Source organism: Zooshikella harenae (assembly GCF_018837975.1).
GTDB classification, from domain to species: Bacteria; Pseudomonadota; Gammaproteobacteria; order Pseudomonadales; family Zooshikellaceae; genus Zooshikella; species Zooshikella harenae.
In genome coordinates this window covers 103,380-127,638 of sequence record NZ_JAGSOY010000002.1, presented here as the reverse complement: position 1 = coordinate 127,638, position 24,259 = coordinate 103,380, and the positions used below count along the sequence as shown (strand labels likewise).

The following is a 24,259-nucleotide window of genomic DNA, read 5'->3' as shown; positions in this document are numbered from 1 at the left end:
GTAAGCGGCTTACCCTTCCTAAGGCATATTGTATTATTGCGGTATGCCTTTTTTAACATAAATATCAAACCGGTTAGCTTTTCCTGCTAATTGCAAAGTAGGTTTTTTATTGGCCAAAAGTGGTGCCACTCGTGGCCTTTTAACAACAACTCGATAGCATGCAGTAGCATAAGCATCTGCAAATAACTGGTCAGCGTCACTATCCCCCTCTAATAGCCTCCGAAAAAGTTGCATCTCTTTCTTTGACAATGCTGACTTTTTATCTTGATGAGGAAACATAGGATCAAGGTAAACACAATCAAAACTTTCAGGCTGACATTCGGCTAAAAATGATTTTGCATCTTGCAGTGGTTGCAATGTCATTCTTTCAATAATTGATTGAATCTCATGACATTTTAATGCTCGCCTTAGACCATCACGTAACAGACTATATACAACAGATGATCGCTCTAATAATGTTAACTCACAACCAAGCGCAGCAAGGACAAATGCATCCCGTCCCAAACCAGCCGTTACATCCAAAACTGAAGGTTTAAATTGTTTTTTAATACCAATAGCCTTTGCAATAGCTTGCCCTTTACCCCCACCATGAAGCCTCCGAAAAGCTAATGGACCATGAACAAAATCGACATATACTTGCCCCATTTTTTTCTCATATAACGCTTCCAAGCTAACTTTATCTTCATCAACGACTAAAGCCAGAGCAGAATTTAAATCCACCTCATCATTATGAAGTTTTAGTGGTAAATTAAGTTCATCAGCTAACTCTTTAGCATAAGGTAACCCTTCAGGAGTAGCGGGTAATACAACAACCGTATTTTTTGAACACATAATTGGTGTTACCTACAAGCATGGTGTCGAATGGTTAATCGAAGGAAATTGGAACTATACCTAACGAGAGAGGTATCTATGAAGGGAAGAAAAGTACCAAATAAATCTGCTTAAGGAAATCTATACATAAACATCAATACCAAATAATTCCGTACTACCGTACTCTAAGTCGAACTCAGCCACTTCAGAATAAGTGCGAATACTTCTTGGGAGAGGATTCACTTGATAAGCATGTGCTTGGAATGATTGTTCAGTATGGTGACTTTTATTCACCCGTTGAGTTTGCACAAGTTTATACATCGATTCAGCTAGGTGTTTACTTTCATCTTCTGATGAATGATGCCCCCTTGCTACAGGCTGTATAGCTTCAACTGATTTCGGTGTCGTATTTGAACTACTGGGTAACAGATACTGTGCACCTAATGTCAAATGACCAACACTGGAAACCACACCCCAACTCCTCTCACTCTATAAAAACTTTTCCCTACTATTTATTATCATAAATATTACTCAAACTAATAATTAGAGCAATCATTAAAATATATTACATATCCTTACTTATTTTTTTACATCACTATTACCTTATTAGCAGTATAACAGGTTACCCAATAAATAAGTGAAAACTCGAGTTCTTTTTCTCTACACGTGAACAAGTTGCCCTTCTTACATCAATACCCATCACAAGGATAATTTGATTCTGGTGAACCGAGTGAATACACAAGGAAAAACAGTGCTCCCATAAAAATCTCGAGCACACATTAAAACATCTTTACTGGCTCACCAAGAATAGGCGCTATGCATAACACCTATAATAACGACTGGAGATAAACATACCCTTAGCTGTGGCTATATAGCAAAAAACGCCCAAAGGGCGCTTTTGAGTAAACGTTTTCCCGGTGAAACCTCGCATTTCACATACGCTTTAATACAAACTAAATGCTTGTGAAGTAAACGAAAAAAAGAGCTGCGCTTAAGATAATACGGTAAATAACAAATGGCATCATACCCATCCGTGCAATCATACTTAAAAATAAATGAATACATATATAGGCACTAACACCGGCTACAACAACACCCACAACAATCATATCCCAAGCAACAGGTTCTGTAGCCAGAATAAGATCTTTCGTTTTTAACAAACCTGCCGCAAAGATGACGGGTATTGATAATAAAAATGAAAACCTAGCAGCTGCATTTCGGGTAAACCCCAACATAAGTCCTGCAGTAATGGTAACCCCTGAGCGCGATGTACCAGGAATAATGGCCAACGCCTGAGCAATTCCAATAAGCAATGCTTGTTTCCAGGTTATTTCTGTTAAACGGCGTTGTAGCGTTCCTGCATGGTCAGCCCATCCCAGTAATATGCCAAAAATCAACGTGGTACAGGCAATAATAAAGATTGAGCGTAGTTGATTTTCCACATCCATAAGGCTTATGGCTAAACCAAACAATACAGCAGGTATGGTACCCAAAATAATATACCAGCCTAAATACCCTTCAAAAGATTGTTTTCCTCCAAAAAGTCCTTCCAGCATGCCTTTTATTACAGACCACAAATCATCCCTGAAATATAAAACAACAGCTATCAATGTACCTATATGCACCGCCACATCAAACGCTAGCCCTTGGTCAGGCCAACCCAGTAGTTGCGCAGGCAATACCAAATGAGCAGAGCTTGATATAGGAAGAAATTCTGTCAGCCCTTGTATCAACGCTAGAATAATCGCTTGTATCACATCCATAAATGCACTACCTAACCTATATAAACCTATTTTTCCAACGATATACTCGTAAATGTTATTCGCTTAAAAACCTACAAAACTATTTATTTATACCTAATGGCCGCAGAGACAATCTCCAGTGTAACGCGAAAGCATTATAAGCCAAGACCTATGCCTCAAACTAAACTTTTTCCCCAATAAGACACTTTTATCAATAGTAAAACCTACAAGTTTCACACTATTGTCACGTGACTGATACTCTCAACATAGATTGATGTATTGCAATGAAGTCACAAAAGGTAAACCAAAGTCAGCGTAGTACTTACACTTCCTCTCACTAACGCACTGTTAAAGAAGAAAAGAGAAGAGACAATACAAACAAAACCAGGACTATCGTAATAACAAAGTAGTTAATGTGTATACGTTGATATGGAAGATAACCTAAAAGGTTATCTTTCTTGTTTTTTCTTCGCAACATTATCACGTAAGTAAACAGGAATAGCTTGCTCTGGAGACATTACCTCCCCTTGTATCCATGCTTGCTCGCCCAATAAAGCAATATCCTGAGCATGAGGCAAAATATCCTCATAAATAACATTCGGGGTAAATGGAATTCGTTGAGAATAACGCCAGCCAGTACCTACGCCTACCCACCCAGTCATATCTTGATCTTGATAGCCTGTTGCATCTTCAGGACTAACAACCGCTTCAGGAATTAACAATGTTTGTTGCCCTTCAGCGCTCACCTTATATGCAGCAAAGTATATTTCATCCATTCTGGCGTCTATCGCGGTAAAAACCTTTTCATGTTGATAAACACGAAATACATAATATGCAAGTGCAGCTAAGTTTGAAATGCCAATTACGGGTAAATCAGCCGCATAAGCCAGCCCTTGAACAATACCTGCAGCAACTCGAACCCCCGTAAAGGCTCCTGGACCACGCCCAAACGCTATAGCATCAAGCTGTTGTATACCTAAACCTGCAGCTGCAAGCAATTCATCAACCATTGGTAAAATACGCTCATTATGCTCCCTAGGTGCAACAATAAAAGATTCTTTGACATCTCCCTCAATAAGTAATGCTGCAGAGCAAGCTTCTGTTGCTGTATCAATAGCTAATATGCGACTCATAGTGTACCTAGACATTTAATTGTAAATAATGCTCTCTCTAACATGACTTTACTCTTCACATTGGGCAGCCAGTTTAAGATGAATTGTTTTTCCAAAAAACCACTGTACTTTACCTTAATGCGTTTTCTAGCACTTTATTGTAATAACAACGGCAACAACTCATTTTTATAAATCAGCTTAGCGTCATCCAAAAGCATTGTAGAGATAATATAAGTATGCACGTGCTTCTCAAGGATCAAACTAATTTTAAAGGATTGATGAGGAGAGGTTAAGAAATTGATGTGCTGAAAGGAACCCAGGACACAAGTATCAGGAAGTCTAGGAAAAGAAATAGATGCCATCCTGGCATCTATTTAAGTAGAAGCTAGTTAAGAACAGACATTTTGTGCTTAACTAACCCTTCTTTATATGACTATGCTTGCTTCTTAGGTGGACGACCACGACGTTTAGTCGTTGCAGATTTAGCTTTAGTCACTTTTGCTTTACTTGTTGTTGATCCAGCTGGACGACCACGACGCTTAGGTGCTGTAGTGCTAGCTGCTGTTGAAGTCGCTGTCGCTTTTTTAGGTGGACGACCACGACGTTTTGGAGCACTTGTTGTAGTCGCAGCAGTTGTTGCTGTGGCTTTTTTGGGTGGACGACCACGACGCTTTGGAGCAGTGCTTTTAGCAGCCGTGCTTTTAGCCGTTGTTGTCGTTGTGGCTTTTTTGGGTGGACGGCCACGACGCTTAGTTGTTGTAGTTGTCGCAACAGTCGTTTTAGCTGCTGTGGTCGCCTTTGGTTTACGTCCCCGTTTTTTTGCGCCCGCTGTAGAAACTTTTTTCTCGCCTAATTCTTTTGCTTTAACTTCTACTTTTTTGAGTGCAACTTTCAGTTTTTTGTCTTCTGCTGTTTCACGCTTTTTAACTTTTGCTTGATCAGCCCGTTCACGGCTTTTCAGCCACTTAGCCTCAAAAGTTGCAATTGCTTTTGCAAGATCTTGATCAGCTTTTGTTTTTAGAGAAGCTTGATATTCTTCTACACGTTTCTGTGCAGCTTCTTTTAATTGCTCACCTTTAGCAATAACTTTTTCAACATCAACAACTTGTTTTGCAGCAGCAAGCTTCTCATTTAATGCACGCCAATCAGCTTGTGCTTTTTCAATGGCTGCATTAGCACGCTCTACTGCTTTTTTATTTGTAGCCGTAGCACTTGACTTCAATTTTGCTTTAGCTGTAGCCAGTTTAGTTTTGGCTTCATCTATTTTGAGTTTAGCGCTAGCAACTCTTTCAGAAACCTTTCCTAACTCAGCCATTGCTTTTTCAAGGCCGGTATGGACAGTAGTTGTAGTTTTTGTTGCTTTAGTAGCAACCGCTTTTTTTGCAGGGGACTTTTTTGCTTTAGTCCCAGGTTTTCTACCTCTCGCCATTTCATTTCTCCTGCGCGGAAATCTAATATTAGAGTTATCAGTTAAAACATAGCACAAAAAACTGTGCGTCAACAAACAGTTAGGGGCGAATAATATTTAAATCGCAAAAATTTTTCACCCTCTTTTTACACGAAAGTTGAATCTTTTTATGATTTGACCACCAAACGACACATATCTTCTTTAAAAATCAGACTCAAATCTGAGCTATCCTATCAATCATTTCTTGGCCCAATCGCAATTTATTTTTGTAGTCAAGCTCAATAAATAGGTCATTATCCAAGGCTAACTTTGAATAGTTAAGATAAATCTGTAGCAAAGAATGCATCCTGCTTTCTTTATCCTAACAAACTGAGACGCAAAATTCTAAAATGATAACAGCATTTGTATGAGTCATTTATAACACAAAGAAGAAACTAGTTCGTCCATTTGTATACCATAATTACCACTGTTACCTTCCAAAGCAAACAGCGACTTCAGCATTTAAGCTTTGATTCTCATCCTAACAGCTCAACTCACCTATATGAGTTCAATTTAAGATAGCAACGCGAATCTATCCAGTTTAGCGACTTAATTTTACAAAATGCTTATCACAAGCCATCGTTTACTTTCATAAGTACGACAGCACCAAACACTATCACATGAAATACATTCAACGTGATGCATCACCTATAGATAAGTTACCAGAGCAAAGAATTGATGGCTCCATTCAAACCAGGTAAATAGTCTTATGCCTTTTCACCCATTATTGAAAGGAAACAGCTCATAAAATATGTGACTGAAAAATCAGTTGCTTGATTTGTGTGTGTCCTAATACAAATAAACTTACCTGCTCACACTGTTAACAATATAATAAGCCCACTCAGAAACTAAATAGGTTGACTTTAAAGTATTTCCCAATACAAATGAAATGAATGGATACTCTAGCCACAATAAGAACATACCACCCAATTGATATTAAGACCCCATTCAGCCTGATTTAAAGTAGGTTCATGATATCGCTCTTACTTTCCGAGCCAATGAAATGCCACTAATGTGCTCTCGCTATATTAATAGTCGGCTTATTTTCACCGACCATCTAACCTAAGATAGCCACAATGCATTTTACAAGATAAATTAGCTGCTGTTATCTCTATGATGTATTACACATAAACACCAAAGCAGTAATTCAGCTACCAGATAACTTTCGACAGCCGCTTTAGCACTTAAAAGTGAACTTACAGGAAATTATCGATCGAAAACCTACAACCAACTCTTTTAAATTCATTGATTGATGTTATCACTCACTTCAGGTTAACTAGCTCACCCTAATTTTCATTCACTTCGAGCGTTTTTACAAATTCTCTAAAATTTACAATTGATTTATAGCCGGTATATTTAGAATCAGTCCTCCTGAAAATGCTCCAAAGTCAAACTCTTTAAAATTCAGAGCTAACCCTATACAGATCCGTTACGAATGGAATCTTCTGAGCTCCCCTGCCTAATTGTTGCGTAATATAAATCGGGGACAAGCTGCCAATTAGAGAAATGAAACAGCTTATACGAAAAGGTGGGAATGCAGTTTCATAATGATATGGATGTCATGTGTTAGAGCAATGCAGGAGCGATTACCGAGGAGCATTTAGCTGTCACCATAGTCACTTATTAATATAAGCACCCAACAGCACTTTTATATAAATCAGGGTCATTACCACAAGTTTTACCGTAGTAAACCCGCCCTGGGATTTCATCACTTAGCAGTCCAGCTAACGCCTTTAAAACAACGATTGTTGCTATTACTAGTCTTAACAGACCAGGTTAGCGCCTCTAATAATCCTTCACTGTGGGTATATATAATGACTTTACTTCAGAAGAAATAGGTTCAACGCTCTTATATTCAACTCAAAAAATTCCAACCATCTTTGTCGCTAATAGGCTGATTTACATTACTATCCCATCATGGACTCATTTTGTTTTAACTGTCAAACAATCCTTTTTCATGTTATGCAAACAAAAAGCACAACTTTAAAAGAAATAAGACAACATATGTCCGTAACGAATGATTTAAGCAGCATCAAATTATGAATTGAAGAAGCTTATACAATAAGCAAGTGGCTGAAATGAGGACCATTAAAAACCTGTATTGGCTATATTTCTACTAGCCATAAAGACCAAGTATAAATAAAAACACTTAACTTGAGCGTTGTCTAGCGCTAGCAAAAACACATCAGTATAAAGCATGATCACAAAGGCAAACACCAAAAATAGCCTTTATTATAGACACATTATACAAAAGTATTATTTTGTAAAATACATTCAAGATTCTGTAGGAATAAGATAACTGTTTTAAAAAAACTACAAGAAGAACATTATTCATATTTCAAGAATAAAGGCGACCCTGCTTTTTGAACAACGTATAGATAAGCAATGATAGATAGGAAAGTTGAGGGGGGGGGAAATCCCCCTATCGACTGACAGCCTTTTAGTTTTGGTAGGCAGAGAGCGCTTCCAAGACAGCAGAACGAATAGCATCTACTGAACCTTTACCATCAACACGAACATATTTAGGTGTTCCATGAGTGGCTTCAGCGTCTTTATAAAAGTTTACTAATGGTGCTGTTTGAGAATGATAAACTTCTAAACGTTTACGAACAGTTTCTTCAGTATCATCATCTCGCTGAATCAATACTTCACCTGTCTCATCATCCAACCCTGGTTGTTTAGGTGGATTAAACGCTACGTGGTAGACTCGACCACTACCTTCATGAATGCGACGGCCTGTTAACCGCTTGATAATCTCCTCATCATTAACTGCAATTTCAACAACACAGTCAATACTCACACCTGCATCTACAAGCGCTTGAGCTTGAGGAATGGTGCGTGGAAATCCATCAAACAAAAAGCCATTCTTACAGTCATCCTGCTGAATTCGCTCCTTGATAAGATTAATAATAATATCATCAGAAACTAATCCACCTGACTCCATAACCTCTTTAACTTGCAAGCCCAGTGGTGTACCCGCTTTTATTGCAGCACGTAACATATCCCCAGTAGAAATCTGAGGAATATTAAATGTATCCATAATGAACTTAGCCTGGGTTCCTTTTCCCGCCCCAGGTGCCCCCAACAAAATAACACGCATGAATGCCAGCTCCTTTAATATGCTTTAGGCTGTATATGCTAAAAAATCGCCGATTCTATAACAAATGAAGCTGTTGCAAAATGTTTCTAGTCATTATTTCAGTTTTGCAACAAGCAAGATCAATCAAAAGTAGCAGGTAAGATACACAGGTCGTTAATGATGCTCAAGTTAAGCATTTGTGGTGTATAAGGGTAGCACAACCAAGTTAAGCTGCTTGTGTGAACGCAAGTTGATCCGTCCTAGGATAATCTTTGGCTACTTGAGTAAAATGTTGGTCAACTAAATCCAAAGATAACTCCAAGCAGCTAAAGGCGTGTTCTGGATAACCTGAAAGCGTTGCATAACTGACTCGGTGACAAGTCAGCATATAGTTTACCACCTGTAACATATGCACCAGGGGAATATCTGAATGCAGCTGAAGTTGTTGGCTTACACCTTGTATCACAGAGTGACTGAACTGCCAGCGCTTTAGCAACCATCCACCAAGCTGTGCATAGCCAAAACGGATTATCTCTCGCGCCTGTCCCAATCCAACTAAGCGCTGCTCAAAGTCACTCAAACATATATGAGGCTGACAGGTAACCCACTTATTGAGCATCACAAACTCAGGTCTAAAAATATGCCCCAACAACAAAACCCCAACATGCTGTAATAAGCAAGTTAATTGAAGGTTCGTGAGTTCTTTTTGATAATGCTTCGGTACATAAGACAGCAGTGACTCCGCGAGAATACTACTATACAACGCATGCTGCCATACACTGTTAAGGCCTAACGGCCCACGCAACGGTACACGAAAGGATAAGATAATAGCACTGACCAGTGCTAAGTCGTAGGTCTTACAACCTCCAAGTTGTTCTATGACTTCCCGTGAACTATTGCATCCCTTGTGGCTAATAGCAGCCCCTACCTTACAGAGCTGACGGCTTATCAACCCATGCTCATCAAGAAATGAGAGCAGAGAAACTTCATCTTCTCTTAACTCTGGATTTTTAAGCAATGTATCTGCTATTGGCGATGTCTCAGGTATAGTAGATAAGGGCATGATCTGATCAAGTTGATCATGCTCGTTTATAGGTGTTATACCTGGAAAAATAATGAGCTCACTATTATCTGCAGTCGTTGGTTGCTGCTCAAGCCTTGGCCACTCAAAAAGTTGCGCATGTGGATGAAGAAACAAATACTCATCACTATCCACCCCAACAAGTATCGATGGACAACCAGAAACGAAATACACTTTATTTTTGTTTATCAACGATTTATCCAGCAAACAAGGCAATTGATAAGGCACTGCCAAGGCCGGTTTAATGCCAGGTGCACAGTCAGAAAAAAGTTTATCAACTTCATGATGAGGAACCAAACGGACTGGTTCCTGCAACACTTGTGACAATTGACCGCATGACAATACACGGTCAACACTGGTCACAATCATCCATTGCCCTTGTCTACGAGAAATAAGAACAGGTACTGCAACCTGAGAAGGATCAATGCCTATTTGTGAGACCGCTTGAGAAAGTGATACACCACAATTTAATTGATACAACGCATAGGGAACGCCCTTGGCGGCTAGATAGCGTTTAATCCGGGTCGCAATATGCATCCCAGTTTCCCCCTGGCCTAAGCCATATACATACTTATTAGACATTAACGTAGCCAAATCCTTTGACCCTATTTTTCAATTTTATAAACTCAAACTGAATCAACTTATTACTATAACCTATAGTGGTGGTTATAGTTGTCTCCATTACAGTTTATTATAGTTAGTTAAAACTGATTAGTTTGCAGAATTTATTACTTTTTATTAAATACAGAGGGATCATTTTTCATATTTAGCCGAGGTAAAACACAAAATTAAAGCAATTTATAAGCCCACCTGCTGCCTCCTTGCAGCAGACAGATTGATTGCTATTAACCAGTATTCCTCATACCTGCAGCAATCCCCGCAATAGTCACCATTAATGCCTGAGGGACAAAAGGCTTAATATTTTCTGTTTCATGACGTAAACGAAACAGTAGCTCTGCCTGTAATACATTAAGTGGATCAGTATAGGGATTTCGCAAAGCAATAGACTGTTGAATCCAAGGCTCATCACTTAATAAGTCATGTACGTTCTTCAGGTAACGTACAACTTCTACAGTACTTGCTAAACGGTAGCGTAGTTCTTCGCCTAATGGCTGCAGAGATTCAGGGACAAGTCGTTGCTCATAATAAGCAGCTAATGATAAGTCAGCTTTTGCAAGGACCATTTCTAACATATTGACTCTGGCTCTAAAAAATGGCCATTCAGACATCATCTCTCGTATTAATGGTTCTTGCTTATTATCAAGTGCCTGCTGTAACGCCTCACCACTACCCAGCCATGACGGTAGCATCAAACGGTTTTGTGTCCAGGCAAATATCCAGGGAATAGCCCGTAAGCTTTCCAAACCACCTGATGATCTTCGCTTTGCAGGTCGACTACCCAGAGGGAGCTTGGCAAGTTCTTGCTCTGGTGTTGCAGCACGGAAATAGGCAACAAAATCAGTGTTCTCCTTAACGACAGCACTATATGCATCTAATGATGTCTCTGTTAAGCCATCCATCATTTTTCGCCAACTATCTTTTGGCACAGGAGGTGGTATCAGCTTAGCCTCCAAAGCAGCATTGGTATACAACGCCAGACTTCTAACTGCAACATTAGGTAAGCCAAACTTGAAGCGGATCATCTCACCCTGTTCTGTGATCCGCATCCTTTCACCAATAGAACCAGGAGGCTGCGATAAAATAGCCGCATGAGCAGGCCCCCCCCCACGACCAATACTTCCTCCCCGACCATGGAACAAGGTCAACTTCACCCCTGCCCTCTTACAAATATCAACTAACTTCTCTTGAGCTTGATATTGCGCCCATGAAGCCATCAGCATACCTGCATCTTTAGCAGAATCTGAGTAGCCAATCATCACCTCTTGACTACCTTGGATATAATCACGGTACCAACTCACCCCTAAGAGATTCTTGATAACTTCATCAGCATTTGCCAAGTCATTCAGTGTTTCAAACAAAGGAACAACCGGTACTCGGTGTTGAACACCACATTCTTTCAATAACAAAATAACGGCTAACACATCGGATGGCTGTTTAGCCATGGAAATAATGTAGCTACCAATGGCATGAGGCTCATGACGGCTCAGAACACGACAGGTGTCTATAATTTCTTTAACATCCGCTGAAGGCTGCCACTGACAAGGTAATAAAGGACGCTTGCTGGCGAGTTCCTTTAACAAAAAGGCTTGTTTTTGCTCCTCCGTCCAGGCGGTATAATCACCTAACTCTAGATAGTTTGTGAGTTCTGCAATCACATCGCTGTGACGACTACTGTCTTGTCGTATATCCAACTTAATCAAGTTCAAGCCAAAGCAGTGGGCACGGTATAAAGTATCCAATAATGGCCCATTCGCAATAACATGCATCCCACAATCCTGCAGCGACTGATAGCACAGCTTTAATGGCGCTAATAAATCCTCTTTATAAAGTAATACATCAGCTGTAGGCTCAATATCGTTACGTGCAGCACTTTCAGCCCAATCACGCGTCACCCGTAAACGGGTCTGAAGCCGCTTAAGTAATGCACGGTAAGGCTCACTTTGATTACCGACCTCCATCAATAAATGTTGATTACACTCATTCATTGACAGCTCACCAATAAGGGTATCCATATCTCTCAAATATAAGTCTGCAGCCATCCAGCGACTTAACATTAAAACCTGATGGGTAATTGCAGCAGTCACATTGGGGTTACCATCACGATCCCCACCCATCCATGATGCAAAACGAATAGGTGAAATATCCAAGGGTAATTCTCGATTAATACGCTGTTTTAACTGCTGATTCAGTTGGCGTAAAAACCGTGGGACAGCATGCCAAAGTGAGTACTCTATTGTTGCAAATCCCCATCTGGCTTCATCGACAGGAGTTGGTCGCTCCTCACGTATTTCATTCGTATGCCAAGCCTGACTGACTAACTGCTGTAAACGATGAATCAGTTGCTCTTCTTCAGCACCTGACAAATAGTGATGGTCTTTAACATACAAACAGTTAGCAATTTCCTCGTACTTTTTAATCAGTGTACGACGAGTTACTTCTGTAGGATGGGCTGTTAATACCAACTCAATTTTAAGTTTTGATAGATTTTCGATAATTGTGTCGGCACTAAACTGACGTGCAAGCAGCTGATCGAGTAATTCAGCTATAGGGTTTAACTCAAGTGGACACTGCTGCGAATGCTTGGAAATAGTGTGGTATTGTTCTGCAATATTCGCTAGATTCAAAAACTGGTTGAAAGCACGTGTTACAGGCAGCAACTCATCATCTGTTAATCCTTTAAGCTCAGTTAATAGCGCTTCCAGACCCGCCTTACTTCCTGCTCTGCTTGCTTTTGCGAGCTGCCGGATCAACTCAATTTTATCTAAAAACTGCTCCCCCAAATGCTCCTTGATGGTATTACCTAATAACTCACCAAGAAGATGTACATTATTACGTAGCGCAGCATGTGTATCGGGCATTAACCTTCCCCCAAATAAACAGCAATCTGGCTTACCCAAAAACAAACCAGGTGACTAAAAACAGACAAAAATTACAGACACTCCCCATAGTGAAGGGCGCGTACCCAAGAATATGGATAACTTACATAGCCTAAAGGAATCTGTGTACTAAAGATAGCCCCCCCACAGACCAAACAATGCTGGAGATACAACGTGAATATTGCCTTAGGCAGGTTATAACCAGCATAAATTCTATGACAAATTTAATGTAAGTTAGCTTTAATCTTGCGTGAAACAATAAATAAGCGGTTACGTCATAACCGTATCATGTACTCAATTTCAGGAGGTAAAGGTTATATTACTTGCCAAGTACACACCAATAAGAGTCTTCGCCACTTATTTAACGCTATTACTTCAATAATCACTTTGTTGTCTCTATAAAGAAACGCTAGACTAAAAAAAATCAACGAATTGCTCTACAGAGCAAAAGGTAAAGTCTAATAAAGTCCTTCTTTCGAGCAGAAACATTTTAATTTTAACTTTCGTTTAGTTAAGATAAACATAAAGGATAGTATCGATAAAAAACGTCCAAAACATACAAATTAGAGGCACCTCTATAAATAGCTCTTTTTGTTAATATAAATCAGCACCATATGGAATGATGTATAAAGGATACATAAAAGCCAGCGTGCTACATTTACCTTGTAAAGGTGAAAAGGCGTATTTTTAGATAGTGCCCATACGATTAAAGTGAACCATACAATGAGTATTAAAGATTTAATTAATGAATGGGAAAACTCTGCGCGAGGAGCGGTTACTCAGGATTCATTCTGTATCAAGCTCCCTTTGGAAGATGCCGCTCGTCTTGCCGCGCTTAGTGAAATGTACCCACGCCGCCACATAGAAGAAATTATTCGTGACTTACTACATGCAGCTCTGGATGAATTAGAACGCTCTTTCCCCTATCAGGAAGGCCAACTTGTTGTTGCTGAAGATGAAGAAGGTAACCCTCTTTACGAAGATATTGGTCCAACCCCAAAGTACCTTGAATTATCCAAAAAGCATTTAAAGACATTTAAAGAAAGTTTACCTGATACCCATTAGGTAAACGTTTTTGTAAAATAATCCAGTTTAATCATAATCGAATGAGTAAAAGCCAGCCACTTTCCTGTGAAGGTGGCTGGCAAAATGCCATTAACTTACGCTTAGCCATTTTATAGAGAAACTTTTTAAATTAGACAGTCAAGGCCTTTACAAACCTTTTTCTTTCGCTTGTCTCCATAAGTAGTCCATTTCTGCAAGTGAACTGCTTTTACAGTCTTGCTCATTAGCTGCAAGCTGCGCTTCAATATAATTAAAGCGCCGTGTAAATTTTGCATTACACTGACGTACCGCCTGTTCTGCATCAACCTGTAAGTGCCTTGCTAAATTAACGCAACAAAAAATAAGATCGCCAATTTCATCTTGAATATGTTCTTCTTTGCCTGTTTCTATGGCCAACTCAACTTCAATAAGTTCTTCTCTGATTTTATCAAGTACAGGTTTATAATCAGACCAATCAAACCCAACTTGTGCAGCCCGATACTGTAATTTATGCGCTCGTTTTAAGGCAGGTAAGCTTAACGGAATATCAGCCAGTACCTGACTCTTATTCTTTTTAAGGCGTTCCTGTTTTTTAATGTGTTCCCAACTTGCTTTAACATCTAAATCAGTGACACTCGCTCGCTCAGCTTCATTCTGGTTTGCCTTGAGTTCACCATCAGGAAAAACATGAGGATGACGGCGTATTAATTTAGTGACTAGCTGATGTACAATATTGTCAAAATCAAAATAATCTTTCTCAGCCCCCATTTGTGCATAAAAAATCACTTGAAAGAGTAAGTCTCCAAGCTCATCACAAAGGTGTTGAAAATCATCATGCTCAATGGCATCCGCCACTTCATAAGCTTCTTCTATCGTATAATTAACAATTGTCGAAAACGTTTGTTTAATATCCCAAGGACAACCTGTCGCAGGATCACGTAATCGTGCCATCAAATACAATAAATCATCCATCGTGTAATGCGACATACTTGACAGGTCTCCTAAAAATACAGCCTAAAGTACACTTACTGTTTAAGCTTACCAGTACGGTACTGTACTAATTTGCATTTACTACTAGTGATTCTTAAGTCGATGCCGATTGGCTTCAATTACATTAGGTAACTGATTAATACGTGTAAGCACACGCCCAAGCATCTGTAAACTAGGCACTTCGATAGTGAGTTGCATACGTGCTAAATTATCGTGTTTATTTGACTGAGTATTGACTGCCAATACATTTACACGCTCATTAGCGAGCACTACGGTGATGTCTCGCAATAACCCAGGACGATCATAAGCAAGAACTGCAACATCGACAGGGTAGGTTTCCTCATATGTCCCCCCCCAGTCTACTTCAATCATACGTTCAGGTTCTTGCTCCTGAAGCTGAACTGCATTGGCACAATCCATTCGGTGAATGGTTACACCTCGACCAAAAGTAATATAGCCAATGATGGCATCACCAGGTACTGGGTGGCAGCAACCCGCCATATGTGTCAATAAATTACCCACCCCTTGTACAACGACACCAGCATCCTGACTTTTTTGTGGTGTTGGCTGCCTTGGGGTAAGGAACATAAACTCTTTAGCTTCATCAGGTGCCAAAATACGTTGTGCAGCATTAATAACATGTGCAACTTTTAAGTCACCTGCGCCGACAGCTGCAAACATATCAGGTGCCGCTTTATAGTTAACCTGTTGGGCAAGCTCTTCATAGTTAATTTGGCGCAATGCTAACCGCTTGAACTCAGCTTCTAACTGATGTCGTCCTGCCAGCTCATTTTGTTCTTTATCCTGCTGCTTAAACCAGTGAATAACTTTCGCACGTGCACGTGATGTAGTGAGATACCCCAGATTAGGGTTTAACCAGTCACGGCTGGGTGTAGAACCTGGCGTAGTCATAATTTCAATTTGATCGCCGGTCTTAAGCTTATGGGTCAAGGGAACGATCTTGCCACCCACCTTTGCTCCACGACAGGTATGACCTACTTCAGTATGAATACGATAAGCAAAATCCAGTGGGGTTGCACCAACGGCCAAATCCACCACATGCCCATCTTTAGTGAACAGATAAATTCGGTCTGCTTCAACGGCGGCCTGCCACTGATCGGGAAGGCCTTCGATATCGCCCAGCTCTTCCTGCCATTCCAGTACTTGTCGTAGCCAAGCTAACTTTTCTTCATAACTATCGCGGCCTGAGCCTAAGTCCGTTCCTTTATAGCGCCAATGTGCGCAAACGCCCAACTCAGCCTCTTCATGCATATCATGAGTACGAATTTGTACTTCTAAGGTTTTACCTTCAGGACCAATCACTGCGGTGTGAAGTGAGCGATAACCATTTTCTTTAGGCGTTGCAATATAGTCATCGAACTCTCGGGGAATATGTCGCCAAAGCGAGTGAACAACACCAAGCGTCGCATAACAATCTCGCACATGGGGGACAAGTACACGAACAGCACGAACATCATAGACATCTCTAAAATCGATTCCTTTCCGGCGCATCTTGCGCCAAATACTATAAATATGCTTAGCCCGCCCATTAACCTCTGCGTTAATATTCATCTCGGCAATTGATGCTCGAAGCTGGCCCACCACATTTTTTATATAGTTTTCTCGATCTATCCGCTTTTCATCCAACAACCGAGCTATTTTTTTATAGTCTTGAGGTTTCAGATAACGAAATGATAAATCTTCCAGCTCCCATTTTATGTAACCAATACCCAACCGGTGAGCAAGCGGGGCATAAATATTAAAAACCTCTTGAGCAACTTTACGCTTTTTATCCTTACTCGCCTGTTTCACGGCGCGAATTGCACATGTTCGTTCAGCCAGTTTTATCAGTGCAACACGCACATCATCAATGATTGAAACCAGCATTTTTCGGACCTTTTCAAGCTGGCCCAATCGATCACCTAAAACCGCACCACCACTTCGAGGCTGAACAGCCATAATGGCTGCCATGCCTAGTACACCTTCAATAAGTTTTGCAACCCCAGAGCCACACTTTTTTTCTACATACTCCAACGTTAACTTTTCTTCTCTAACCCCACGATACAAAACCGCGGCAATCAATGTTTCCTGGTCCAGCTTCAAGCCCGCTAAAATTTCAGCCATTTCCAGGCCAGTAATAAAGCTACTGGTTCCTTCCCAGCTATGATGACTGTTTCGACTCTCTCTTTCTGCAAGCTGACTTATTTCGCACGCTTTTCGTAATGCCGTATCATCATCAGTCGCGACTTCTGCTTGAATACGTTGCAACCATGCATCCAAATCAACTGTGCCATCAGAATGGACTGGATGTTCTTCTCTAACCTTAACCATATTCGCCTTGTGGTTTTAAGGGTTATTGTTTGGAATCGTTCTTATCATTGTTACATTAAGGAACAGTACACTTCGCTAAAGTACAAGTCCTAACACACTATTTACCTCTCTTTAACTCCACCCAATATTACAGATTACCGAGTAAAAAGTGCCATTGACTCTATATGGGCTGTGTGGGGAAACATATCAAGTACCCCTAACTGCTTGAGCTTATAGCCATGCTTAACCAACTCAGCAGTATCCCTCGCGAGCGTTGCTGGATTACAGGAAATATAGACCACTCGCTGTGATTTTAATTCGGCGATTTGACTAACCACCGCTAAGGCTCCGGCACGAGGAGGATCCAACAAAATGCCGGCAAAGGACTTCCCTCCTAAGCAATGAGACAGAGACTGTTGTGCAGATAAGTCGGCCTGATAAGTCCTAATGTTAGCGATCCCATTAAGTTGAGCATTCATTTGACAGCGTTTAAGTGCTGAGGCGCTCACCTCAATGCCAGTAATATCAACACCAGTGTACTGCGCTAACGGTAGGGTAAAATTACCAATACCACAAAATAAATCGAGTAACGCCTCCCCTGCTTTAGGTTGTAGCCAATCAATCGCTTGACTAACCATTGCCTCATTGATGCTCTGATTTGCTTGTATAAAGTCAGTCGGTAAAAAGCTTAACTGGATATGCCCTTGGCATAGGGTATAAAACAGTGCTTCTGGCTGTTCAGGTCGTAACGGAGCAGGTTCACTTCCAGTGCCTGTATTCAACCAAATACTCACATTATGATGAATGGACCACTGTTCAAGCTGCTGAGTATCCTCATCTGGCAATGGTTTAATCAACCTCAACGCTATCCCCACTTCGGCATCACCTTGAGCAATATCAATATGGCCTATGCATCGCTTACCACTCAAACCAGTTAATAGTGCTCTTAAAGACTCAAGTAGTTGCTGTAGCTGAGGTGTTAATGTCAAACAATGAGTAACTTCTACAATTTGTTCAGACTGCAAGCCACGAAAACCTAGCTGTAACTGGCCTTTTACCACATGACAAGCAAGCCTTGCTCGTTGTCTATACCCCCATGGCTGGCTACATATAGCAGGTAATAAAGTCTCTGGCTCAGTCTTCGCTATGCGTTGAATTTGCTCAACAACCGCTTGCTGTTTCCACACAAGCTGCTGCTCTGCCGCTACAAATTGCCAGTGACACCCTCCACATGCTGCAAAGTGCTTACATTCTGGCGAAATACGTGATGGTGCCGATTCCAGCAACGACTTTACATTCCCCTCAAGAAATCGAGTACGATTCGATGTAATGTCAACCTCAACTAACTCATTGGGTAATGCTCCATTGATAAAAATGGGTTTCTTCTGCCAGTAAGCAATACCTCGTCCATCATGAGAAAGTTTTTCCACACGAAGGGCTGTTACAGAGGGTAAAGGCTTGTTTTTCTGGCGTGTTGAATGGGATGAATAAAACTGAACAGAGGTGCGTTTTTTCATAGTGAGTAAGCTAAAAAGCAGCTATTCCCAATACTGTTATCATCACTACCCGCACTGAGAAGATATTACAAGGTGTATGTGTAGCTATTGCTGTACTCCACTACACCCTCAAAGGGCAGAAGTCTAATCAAGCGGCATGGTTTAGCGTTTTACATTTTTTCCAATGTTAACACTATGATTGTTACTAACCGCACCATTATAAACAAAATAGCTAAATGAGGCAGCCCTAAACGCTTTAAACAAAAAGCAGGGGTTGATGCCTCACAGCTTTTCTATGTTTTTAGCCAAAGATGCCTGTTGATAAATATCGATCTCCTCGATCGCAAATAATCGTTACGATTGTGGCATTTTCTACAACTGATGCTACCTGTAAAGCACCCGCAACAGCACCACCAGAGGAAATACCACAAAGTATCCCTTCCTGCTGAGCTAAACGCCTTGTCATGCTTTCCGCTTCCTGTTGGGCAATATCAAGTACTCGATCAACGCGAGAAGCATCAAAAATTTTAGGTAAATAGGCTTTAGGCCAACGTCTAATTCCTGGAATTGCAGAGCCTTCTTCTGGCTGTAAACCAACAATTTCAATCGCTGGATTTTTTTCTTTAAGATATCTCGAAGTACCCATTATTGTGCCTGTTGTCCCCATAGCACTGACAAAATGTGTTATTCGTCCTTGAGTTTGCTGCCAAATCTCAGGGCCAGTTCCCTTAAAGTGGGCAAGGGGGTTATCCTCATTAGCAAACTGATCTAACACCACCCCTTTACCTTCTTTTTGCATTTGTTCAGCTAAATCCCTGGCACCTTCCATACCTTCTTCTTTGCCGACCAGAACAATCTCCGCCCCATAGGCCGTCATTGCCGCCCGCCGCTCTGCGGTCATATTTTCAGGCATAATTAAAACCATGCGATAGCCTTTGATTGCTGCCGCCATAGCCAATGCGATGCCTGTATTACCACTTGTGGCCTCTATCAATGTATCACCAGGATGCACATAGCTCCGCTGTTCTGCTTCATTAATCATGCTAAGTGCAGGTCTATCCTTCACTGAGCCAGCAGGATTTTGCCCTTCCATTTTCAACAGAATGGTATTGTTATGGCCTGCATTTAACCGTTGCAGGCGAATTAATGGCGTATTGCCAATCAACGAGTCAATGGTAGGATAGTCATTCTGCACAACCAAAAGTCCTTCTAATTAAAAAGAAAGTTCTTCAGTCAAGCCGGCTCAACCACATTACTTGACCTGCAATACCACAAATGGTACCTACCCTGATTATTAAATGTTAATACTAATTAACTATATCATTATTCTTATAAGCTATTTAAAACAAAATAATTGAATCATTTGGATATATATATCTAACCCATAAAAACCTGTCATTAATAGTTATAAACTTGCACCCTTTTTAGAGTCATGGCTTAATCCCCGCTCAATAACGCTATACTCCAATTGCGACCTGATAGTTGATCACATAACACCTAGAAGTTAATACATAAGTCCAATCCAACGATTTTTAGGCAGTAGTAAGGCTTACTTGATAAGTAATGTGATCAAATTTTGATCCCTAAAGGATTGTTTATGTTTCGTAATAAGGGCTTAAAAAGTAGAGTTTTCGCTTTAGCACTACTACCAACGATTAGCATCTCACTGGTATTAGGTGTCTTTTTTACTATTGCCCGCTTAAATGATTTAGATACATTGTTGCTGGAACGCAGCCAAGCAACCGTTGAACAACTTGTGCCCATGAGTGAATACGGCTTACAACTTGATAATAATAAGCTATTGCAACGTCTCGCTAGCTCGGCATTAGAAAAAAATGACGTCCGTTCAATTACGCTCTACTCACATGAAAAGCAACCAGTGATTCATGCAGGCCCAAGAATGCTAACGCAGCATTTGTCCAACATGAAACATCCACCCAATAACCAGCAAACCACAATTCAAAAAGATACAATACATATTGCCCTTCCTGTTTTCACAAGGCAGGCTCATGCACTTAATCACGATTTAAGGAGTAACGCACAGCTTTCAAGTAAACGCGTTTTTTTAGGCTGGATTGAAGTTGAGTTTTCCAGAGCAAATACAGAATTAAAAAAATACCAAACGATATTAGCCAGTACTTTGCTCATTATTTCTGGAATATTAATTAACCTATTTCTCGCCTTCCGTTTAGGAATTCATATTACTGAACCATTACAAAAAATTATCAATGCTGTCGCTCATATCCGTGATGGCAATCTTGATACACGTATTAATTCCGAAACAGCTGGCGAACTCAAAACATTAGAGTCAGGCATAAACGCCATGGTTGCATCCTTGCAACGCGCACATTTAGAAATGCAGCAAAATATTGAACAGTCAACTAAAGACTTACAAGAAACGCTAGAAACAATTGAAATTCAAAACATCGAGCTGGATATGGCTCGAAAAGAAGCCCTAGAAGCCAGTCGTATTAAATCAGAGTTTTTAGCCAATATGAGCCACGAAATAAGAACGCCACTAAATGGCATTATTGGCTTTACCAACTTATTACTTCGCTCAAAAGTGACTGAACGCCAACGTGAATATTTATCAACCATACAAAAATCTTCAGAAAATCTACTCGCCATTATTAATGACGTATTAGATTTTTCAAAAATCGAAGCTGGCAAACTTGAGCTTGAAAGTATTCCAATGAACTTGCGAGAAAGTATTGAAGAAGTTTTAACAATCCTCGCACCCGCAGCTCATGACAAATCACTGGAACTCGTCCCCTTAATATACTCTGATACGCCTACTCAGCTTATTGGTGATCCACTCCGTTTGAAACAAATTCTTACCAACCTGGTGAGTAATGCCATTAAATTTACCAATGATGGCTCTATTGTTATTCGAGCTATGTTAGAAGATGAAAAAGATAACAAAGTTACTATAAAAATCAGCGTAACCGATACTGGCATTGGCCTCTCTAAAGAACAGCAGAATGAGCTATTTAAAGCCTTCTCTCAAGCCGATACATCAACCACAAGAAACATTGGAGGAACTGGTTTAGGTTTAGTTATTTCCAAACACCTAGCGCAAAAAATGCAAGGTGAGGTGGGTGTTGAAAGTGAGCTGGGTAAAGGTTCCTCATTCTGGTTTACGATCACTGTGCCAATTGCAAATGAACCAGCAATTAAAGAGCATTTTCCGGCGCTATCTAGCAGCAGGATTATTATGTATGAGCATCATGAGCTTGCAGCACAAGCCATTATGCACTTGCTCCGAGATTTTGATCTGGATGTTACTCAATGCTATGACCCAAACGAATTAACGCAACTTCTTGAGCAGGCACGCTATGATCGTAATCCTTATGATATTGCGTTAGTCAGTCATCATCCTTCATATACTGATTTAGATGTTATCCGCCAATTATTAAAAGCAGCCGCGAACCGAAATACGCATTTAATTATTTTAGCCAGTACCAACAAAGAAGCTTCAATAAATCGTCTATTGGAAAATAATAATAATGCTTTATGTATCGTAAAACCTTTATGCTATAACCGCTTATATCGTGCTTTATCCTATTTCATTATGGAGCAACCCAGTAGCCCAGGAAGTAAACACCAACATGTTGCTAAGCGTATAAACCAAGCTATTACTCGACAACCACATATCCTGGCAGTTGATGACAATCCGGCTAATTTAAAATTAGTATCTGCTTTACTCGAAGACTTAGGCGCTAAAGTCACTGCTGTTGACTCAGGAACAAAGGCGATTATAAAAACTAAACAATACCACTTTGATTTAATTTTTATGGATGTTCAAATGCCAGGCATGGACGGTCTGGAAACTACTAAGCGCATTCGAGAACGAGAGCTTGGCGAACGTCGTATTCCCATCATAGCTCTCACTGCTCATGCCTTAGCGGAAGAAAAAAAGCAGCTTTTACTGGCAGGCATGGATGACTATATGACTAAGCCTATCAATGAGAACCAACTTCAGCACGTCATAAAAAAATGGACCGGACTTCATGTGGCCCCTCTAGAAAGTACTGATGAACAAACAACATCTTCACATCATTCTTTTGATGATAGTTCTGGCATCGTCGATATGGCCCAGGGCATTAAATTAGCTGGAGGGAAAGAAGATTTAGCACAAGATATGCTGAATATGTTACTCGCAGGCTTGGAACAAGACAGGGATGAAATTCGCTCACTTTATCGAGAAAAAAACTGGGATAAATTACTTGAGCAAGTTCATCGACTTCATGGCGCTACACGTTATTGTGGTGTTCCATTTCTTCGTCAAGCATGCCATGACATGGAGTCCATTTTAAAAGCGGCAGAGAATAATAAAGAAGAACGAAGAAAAGTTGCAAGTGCGATGGAAGAGTTAATTGAACAAACTGAACAACTATTACAGTGGAATAAACAACATCAGACGACTCAATAAAAAATTAGCGTTAAAACTAAGCTTTGAGTAAATCCTTTACTATATGTATATTTTTGAAAAAGTCAGAAAATCACAGAATATTTAATTGTTATCATGCACTCAGTACCACAAATGCAACAACATAATCCTGCTCATCCGCAAGGGAAACATGACAGTGTTTCCCTCCTAACTTTTCCAGCGTTATTAATGCCTGATCTGAAAAGTGTATTGTGGGAGCACCTAGGTCATTATTATTAACATGAATATGTTGCCAGGAGATACCCTGTGCAATACCTGTCCCTAGTGCTTTAGCCGCAGCCTCTTTCACTGCAAATCGTTTAGCTAAAAAGGCTGTGGGCTTAGGGTGAGACTGATAACGCTGTAACTCACTGGGTGTTAAAATACGACGTGCAAAACGATTCCCTAGACGCAATTCTACATCCGCAATACGCTCGATTTTTACAATATCAGTCCCTACCCCAATAATCATGCTTTCACATAACCTCGTGCTTGCAGCATCAATTGCTTCATTTCAGTCACAGCACTTTTCAGTCCTGTAAATAGTGCGCGAGCAACAATACCATGCCCAATATTTAACTCATTAATTTCGGGTAACGCTGCAATAACTTCAACATTTTGGTAATTAAGCCCATGACCCGCATTAACAACTAAGCCTTTATCTGCAGCATATTTTGCTGCTTGCTTAATTCGATTAAATTCCTGCTGCTGCTCGCCATTACCTACTGCATCAGCAAAAGCCCCAGTATGTAACTCAATCACAGGTGCACCACACTCAATAGCGGCATCAATTTGTGCGATGTCAGGATCAATAAATAACGAAACTTCACTTTGGTGATCAGCAAGTCGCAGACAAGCCTGCTTTACCTGGTCAAAATGTTTAACAGCATCTAACCCACCTTCAGTTGTTAACTCTTGTCGCTTTTCAGGTACCAGGCAAACATGCTCTGGTAAAACCTTAGCCGCAAAGTTAAGCATTTCCTCCGTGACAGCCATTTCCAGATTCATTCGCGTCTGTAAGACCTGCTTCAGGATAGTAATGTCTCTCTCCTGAATATGACGTCGATCCTCTCTTAAATGCACAGTGATCCCATCCGCACCTCCTTCCTCCGCAAGAAGTGCAGCCTGAACTGGGTCAGGATAGCGTGTACCTCTCGCCTGACGTATTGTAGCAATATGATCGATATTTACGCCTAACTGTATTCGTTGAAATGGAATCACT

16 protein-coding genes are annotated in these 24,259 nt (G+C 40.5%); 2 read left to right on the top strand and 14 right to left on the bottom strand.

The features are described from left to right. Nucleotides 1–33 precede the first annotated feature (33 nt). From KCG35_RS01480 to ppc, 8 genes are all read right to left on the bottom strand, one after another. Nucleotides 34–831 carry a class I SAM-dependent methyltransferase gene (locus tag KCG35_RS01480; RefSeq protein WP_215817891.1) on the bottom strand — a complete coding sequence of 266 codons (798 nt, stop codon included), beginning with the start codon at nt 829–831 and terminating at the stop codon, nt 34–36. A gap of 120 nt (nt 832–951) precedes the next feature. After that, a complete protein-coding gene (locus KCG35_RS01475) occupies nt 952–1,281 on the bottom strand; it encodes a hypothetical protein (protein ID WP_215817890.1) in 330 nt (109 codons plus the stop codon). 482 nt (nt 1,282–1,763) lie between these two features. Continuing rightward, nucleotides 1,764–2,573 carry an undecaprenyl-diphosphate phosphatase gene (locus tag KCG35_RS01470; RefSeq protein WP_215817889.1) on the bottom strand — a complete coding sequence of 270 codons (810 nt, stop codon included), beginning with the start codon at nt 2,571–2,573 and terminating at the stop codon, nt 1,764–1,766. Between the two features lie 428 nt (nt 2,574–3,001). After that, nucleotides 3,002–3,685: a tRNA (adenosine(37)-N6)-threonylcarbamoyltransferase complex dimerization subunit type 1 TsaB gene (gene tsaB, locus KCG35_RS01465; protein WP_215817888.1), complete on the bottom strand. Its 684-nt coding sequence runs from the start codon at nt 3,683–3,685 to the stop codon at nt 3,002–3,004. A 412-nt stretch (nt 3,686–4,097) separates the two neighbouring features. Then, nucleotides 4,098–5,093: a hypothetical protein gene (locus tag KCG35_RS01460; RefSeq protein ID WP_215817887.1), complete on the bottom strand. Its 996-nt coding sequence runs from the start codon at nt 5,091–5,093 to the stop codon at nt 4,098–4,100. Between the two features lie 2,458 nt (nt 5,094–7,551). Continuing rightward, the gene (gene adk / locus KCG35_RS01455; protein ID WP_215817886.1) at nt 7,552–8,211 is read right to left on the bottom strand and encodes an adenylate kinase; all 660 of its coding nucleotides are present in this window, start codon (nt 8,209–8,211) and stop codon (nt 7,552–7,554) included. A gap of 205 nt (nt 8,212–8,416) precedes the next feature. Then, on the bottom strand, nt 8,417–9,853 hold the full coding sequence (locus KCG35_RS01450) for a YbaK/EbsC family protein (protein ID WP_215817885.1): 1,437 nt from the start codon (nt 9,851–9,853) through the stop codon (nt 8,417–8,419). A gap of 263 nt (nt 9,854–10,116) precedes the next feature. After that, on the bottom strand, nt 10,117–12,750 hold the full coding sequence (gene ppc / locus KCG35_RS01445; RefSeq protein ID WP_215817884.1) for a phosphoenolpyruvate carboxylase: 2,634 nt from the start codon (nt 12,748–12,750) through the stop codon (nt 10,117–10,119). Nucleotides 12,751–13,491: 741 nt separating this feature from the next. On the opposite strand from ppc, the gene KCG35_RS01440 reads away from it, so the two are divergent. Then, a complete protein-coding gene (locus KCG35_RS01440; RefSeq protein ID WP_215817883.1) occupies nt 13,492–13,833 on the top strand; it encodes a type 1 pili tip component in 342 nt (113 codons plus the stop codon). 147 nt (nt 13,834–13,980) lie between these two features. Here KCG35_RS01440 and mazG read toward each other — a convergent pair whose 3' ends face one another. From mazG to cysM, 4 genes are all read right to left on the bottom strand, one after another. Further along, nucleotides 13,981–14,799, bottom strand: coding sequence for a nucleoside triphosphate pyrophosphohydrolase (gene mazG, locus KCG35_RS01435; protein ID WP_215817882.1), 819 nt, complete (start codon nt 14,797–14,799; stop codon nt 13,981–13,983). 87 nt (nt 14,800–14,886) lie between these two features. Beyond that, nucleotides 14,887–17,133, bottom strand: a complete 2,247-nt coding sequence (relA, locus tag KCG35_RS01430; protein WP_215817881.1) for a GTP diphosphokinase — start codon at nt 17,131–17,133, stop codon at nt 14,887–14,889. A gap of 134 nt (nt 17,134–17,267) precedes the next feature. Continuing rightward, on the bottom strand, nt 17,268–18,629 hold the full coding sequence (rlmD, locus tag KCG35_RS01425) for a 23S rRNA (uracil(1939)-C(5))-methyltransferase RlmD (protein WP_215817880.1): 1,362 nt from the start codon (nt 18,627–18,629) through the stop codon (nt 17,268–17,270). 280 nt (nt 18,630–18,909) lie between these two features. Further along, nucleotides 18,910–19,803 (bottom strand): cysteine synthase CysM, encoded by an 894-nt coding sequence (gene cysM / locus KCG35_RS01420; RefSeq protein ID WP_215817879.1) that lies wholly within the window; start codon nt 19,801–19,803, stop codon nt 18,910–18,912. A gap of 402 nt (nt 19,804–20,205) precedes the next feature. Here cysM and barA point away from each other — a divergent pair, with 402 nt between their 5' ends. Next, nucleotides 20,206–23,040, top strand: a complete 2,835-nt coding sequence (gene barA, locus KCG35_RS01415; protein ID WP_215817878.1) for a two-component sensor histidine kinase BarA — start codon at nt 20,206–20,208, stop codon at nt 23,038–23,040. A 91-nt stretch (nt 23,041–23,131) separates the two neighbouring features. On the opposite strand, the gene acpS is transcribed toward barA, so the two are convergent. Both acpS and pdxJ read right to left on the bottom strand, forming a co-directional pair. After that, nucleotides 23,132–23,509, bottom strand: coding sequence for a holo-ACP synthase (gene acpS, locus KCG35_RS01410; RefSeq protein WP_215817877.1), 378 nt, complete (start codon nt 23,507–23,509; stop codon nt 23,132–23,134). Beyond that, nucleotides 23,506–24,258 carry a pyridoxine 5'-phosphate synthase gene (gene pdxJ, locus KCG35_RS01405; protein ID WP_373687347.1) on the bottom strand — a complete coding sequence of 251 codons (753 nt, stop codon included), beginning with the start codon at nt 24,256–24,258 and terminating at the stop codon, nt 23,506–23,508. The genes acpS and pdxJ overlap by 4 nt, the downstream gene beginning before the upstream one ends. Nucleotide 24,259 lies beyond the last annotated feature (1 nt).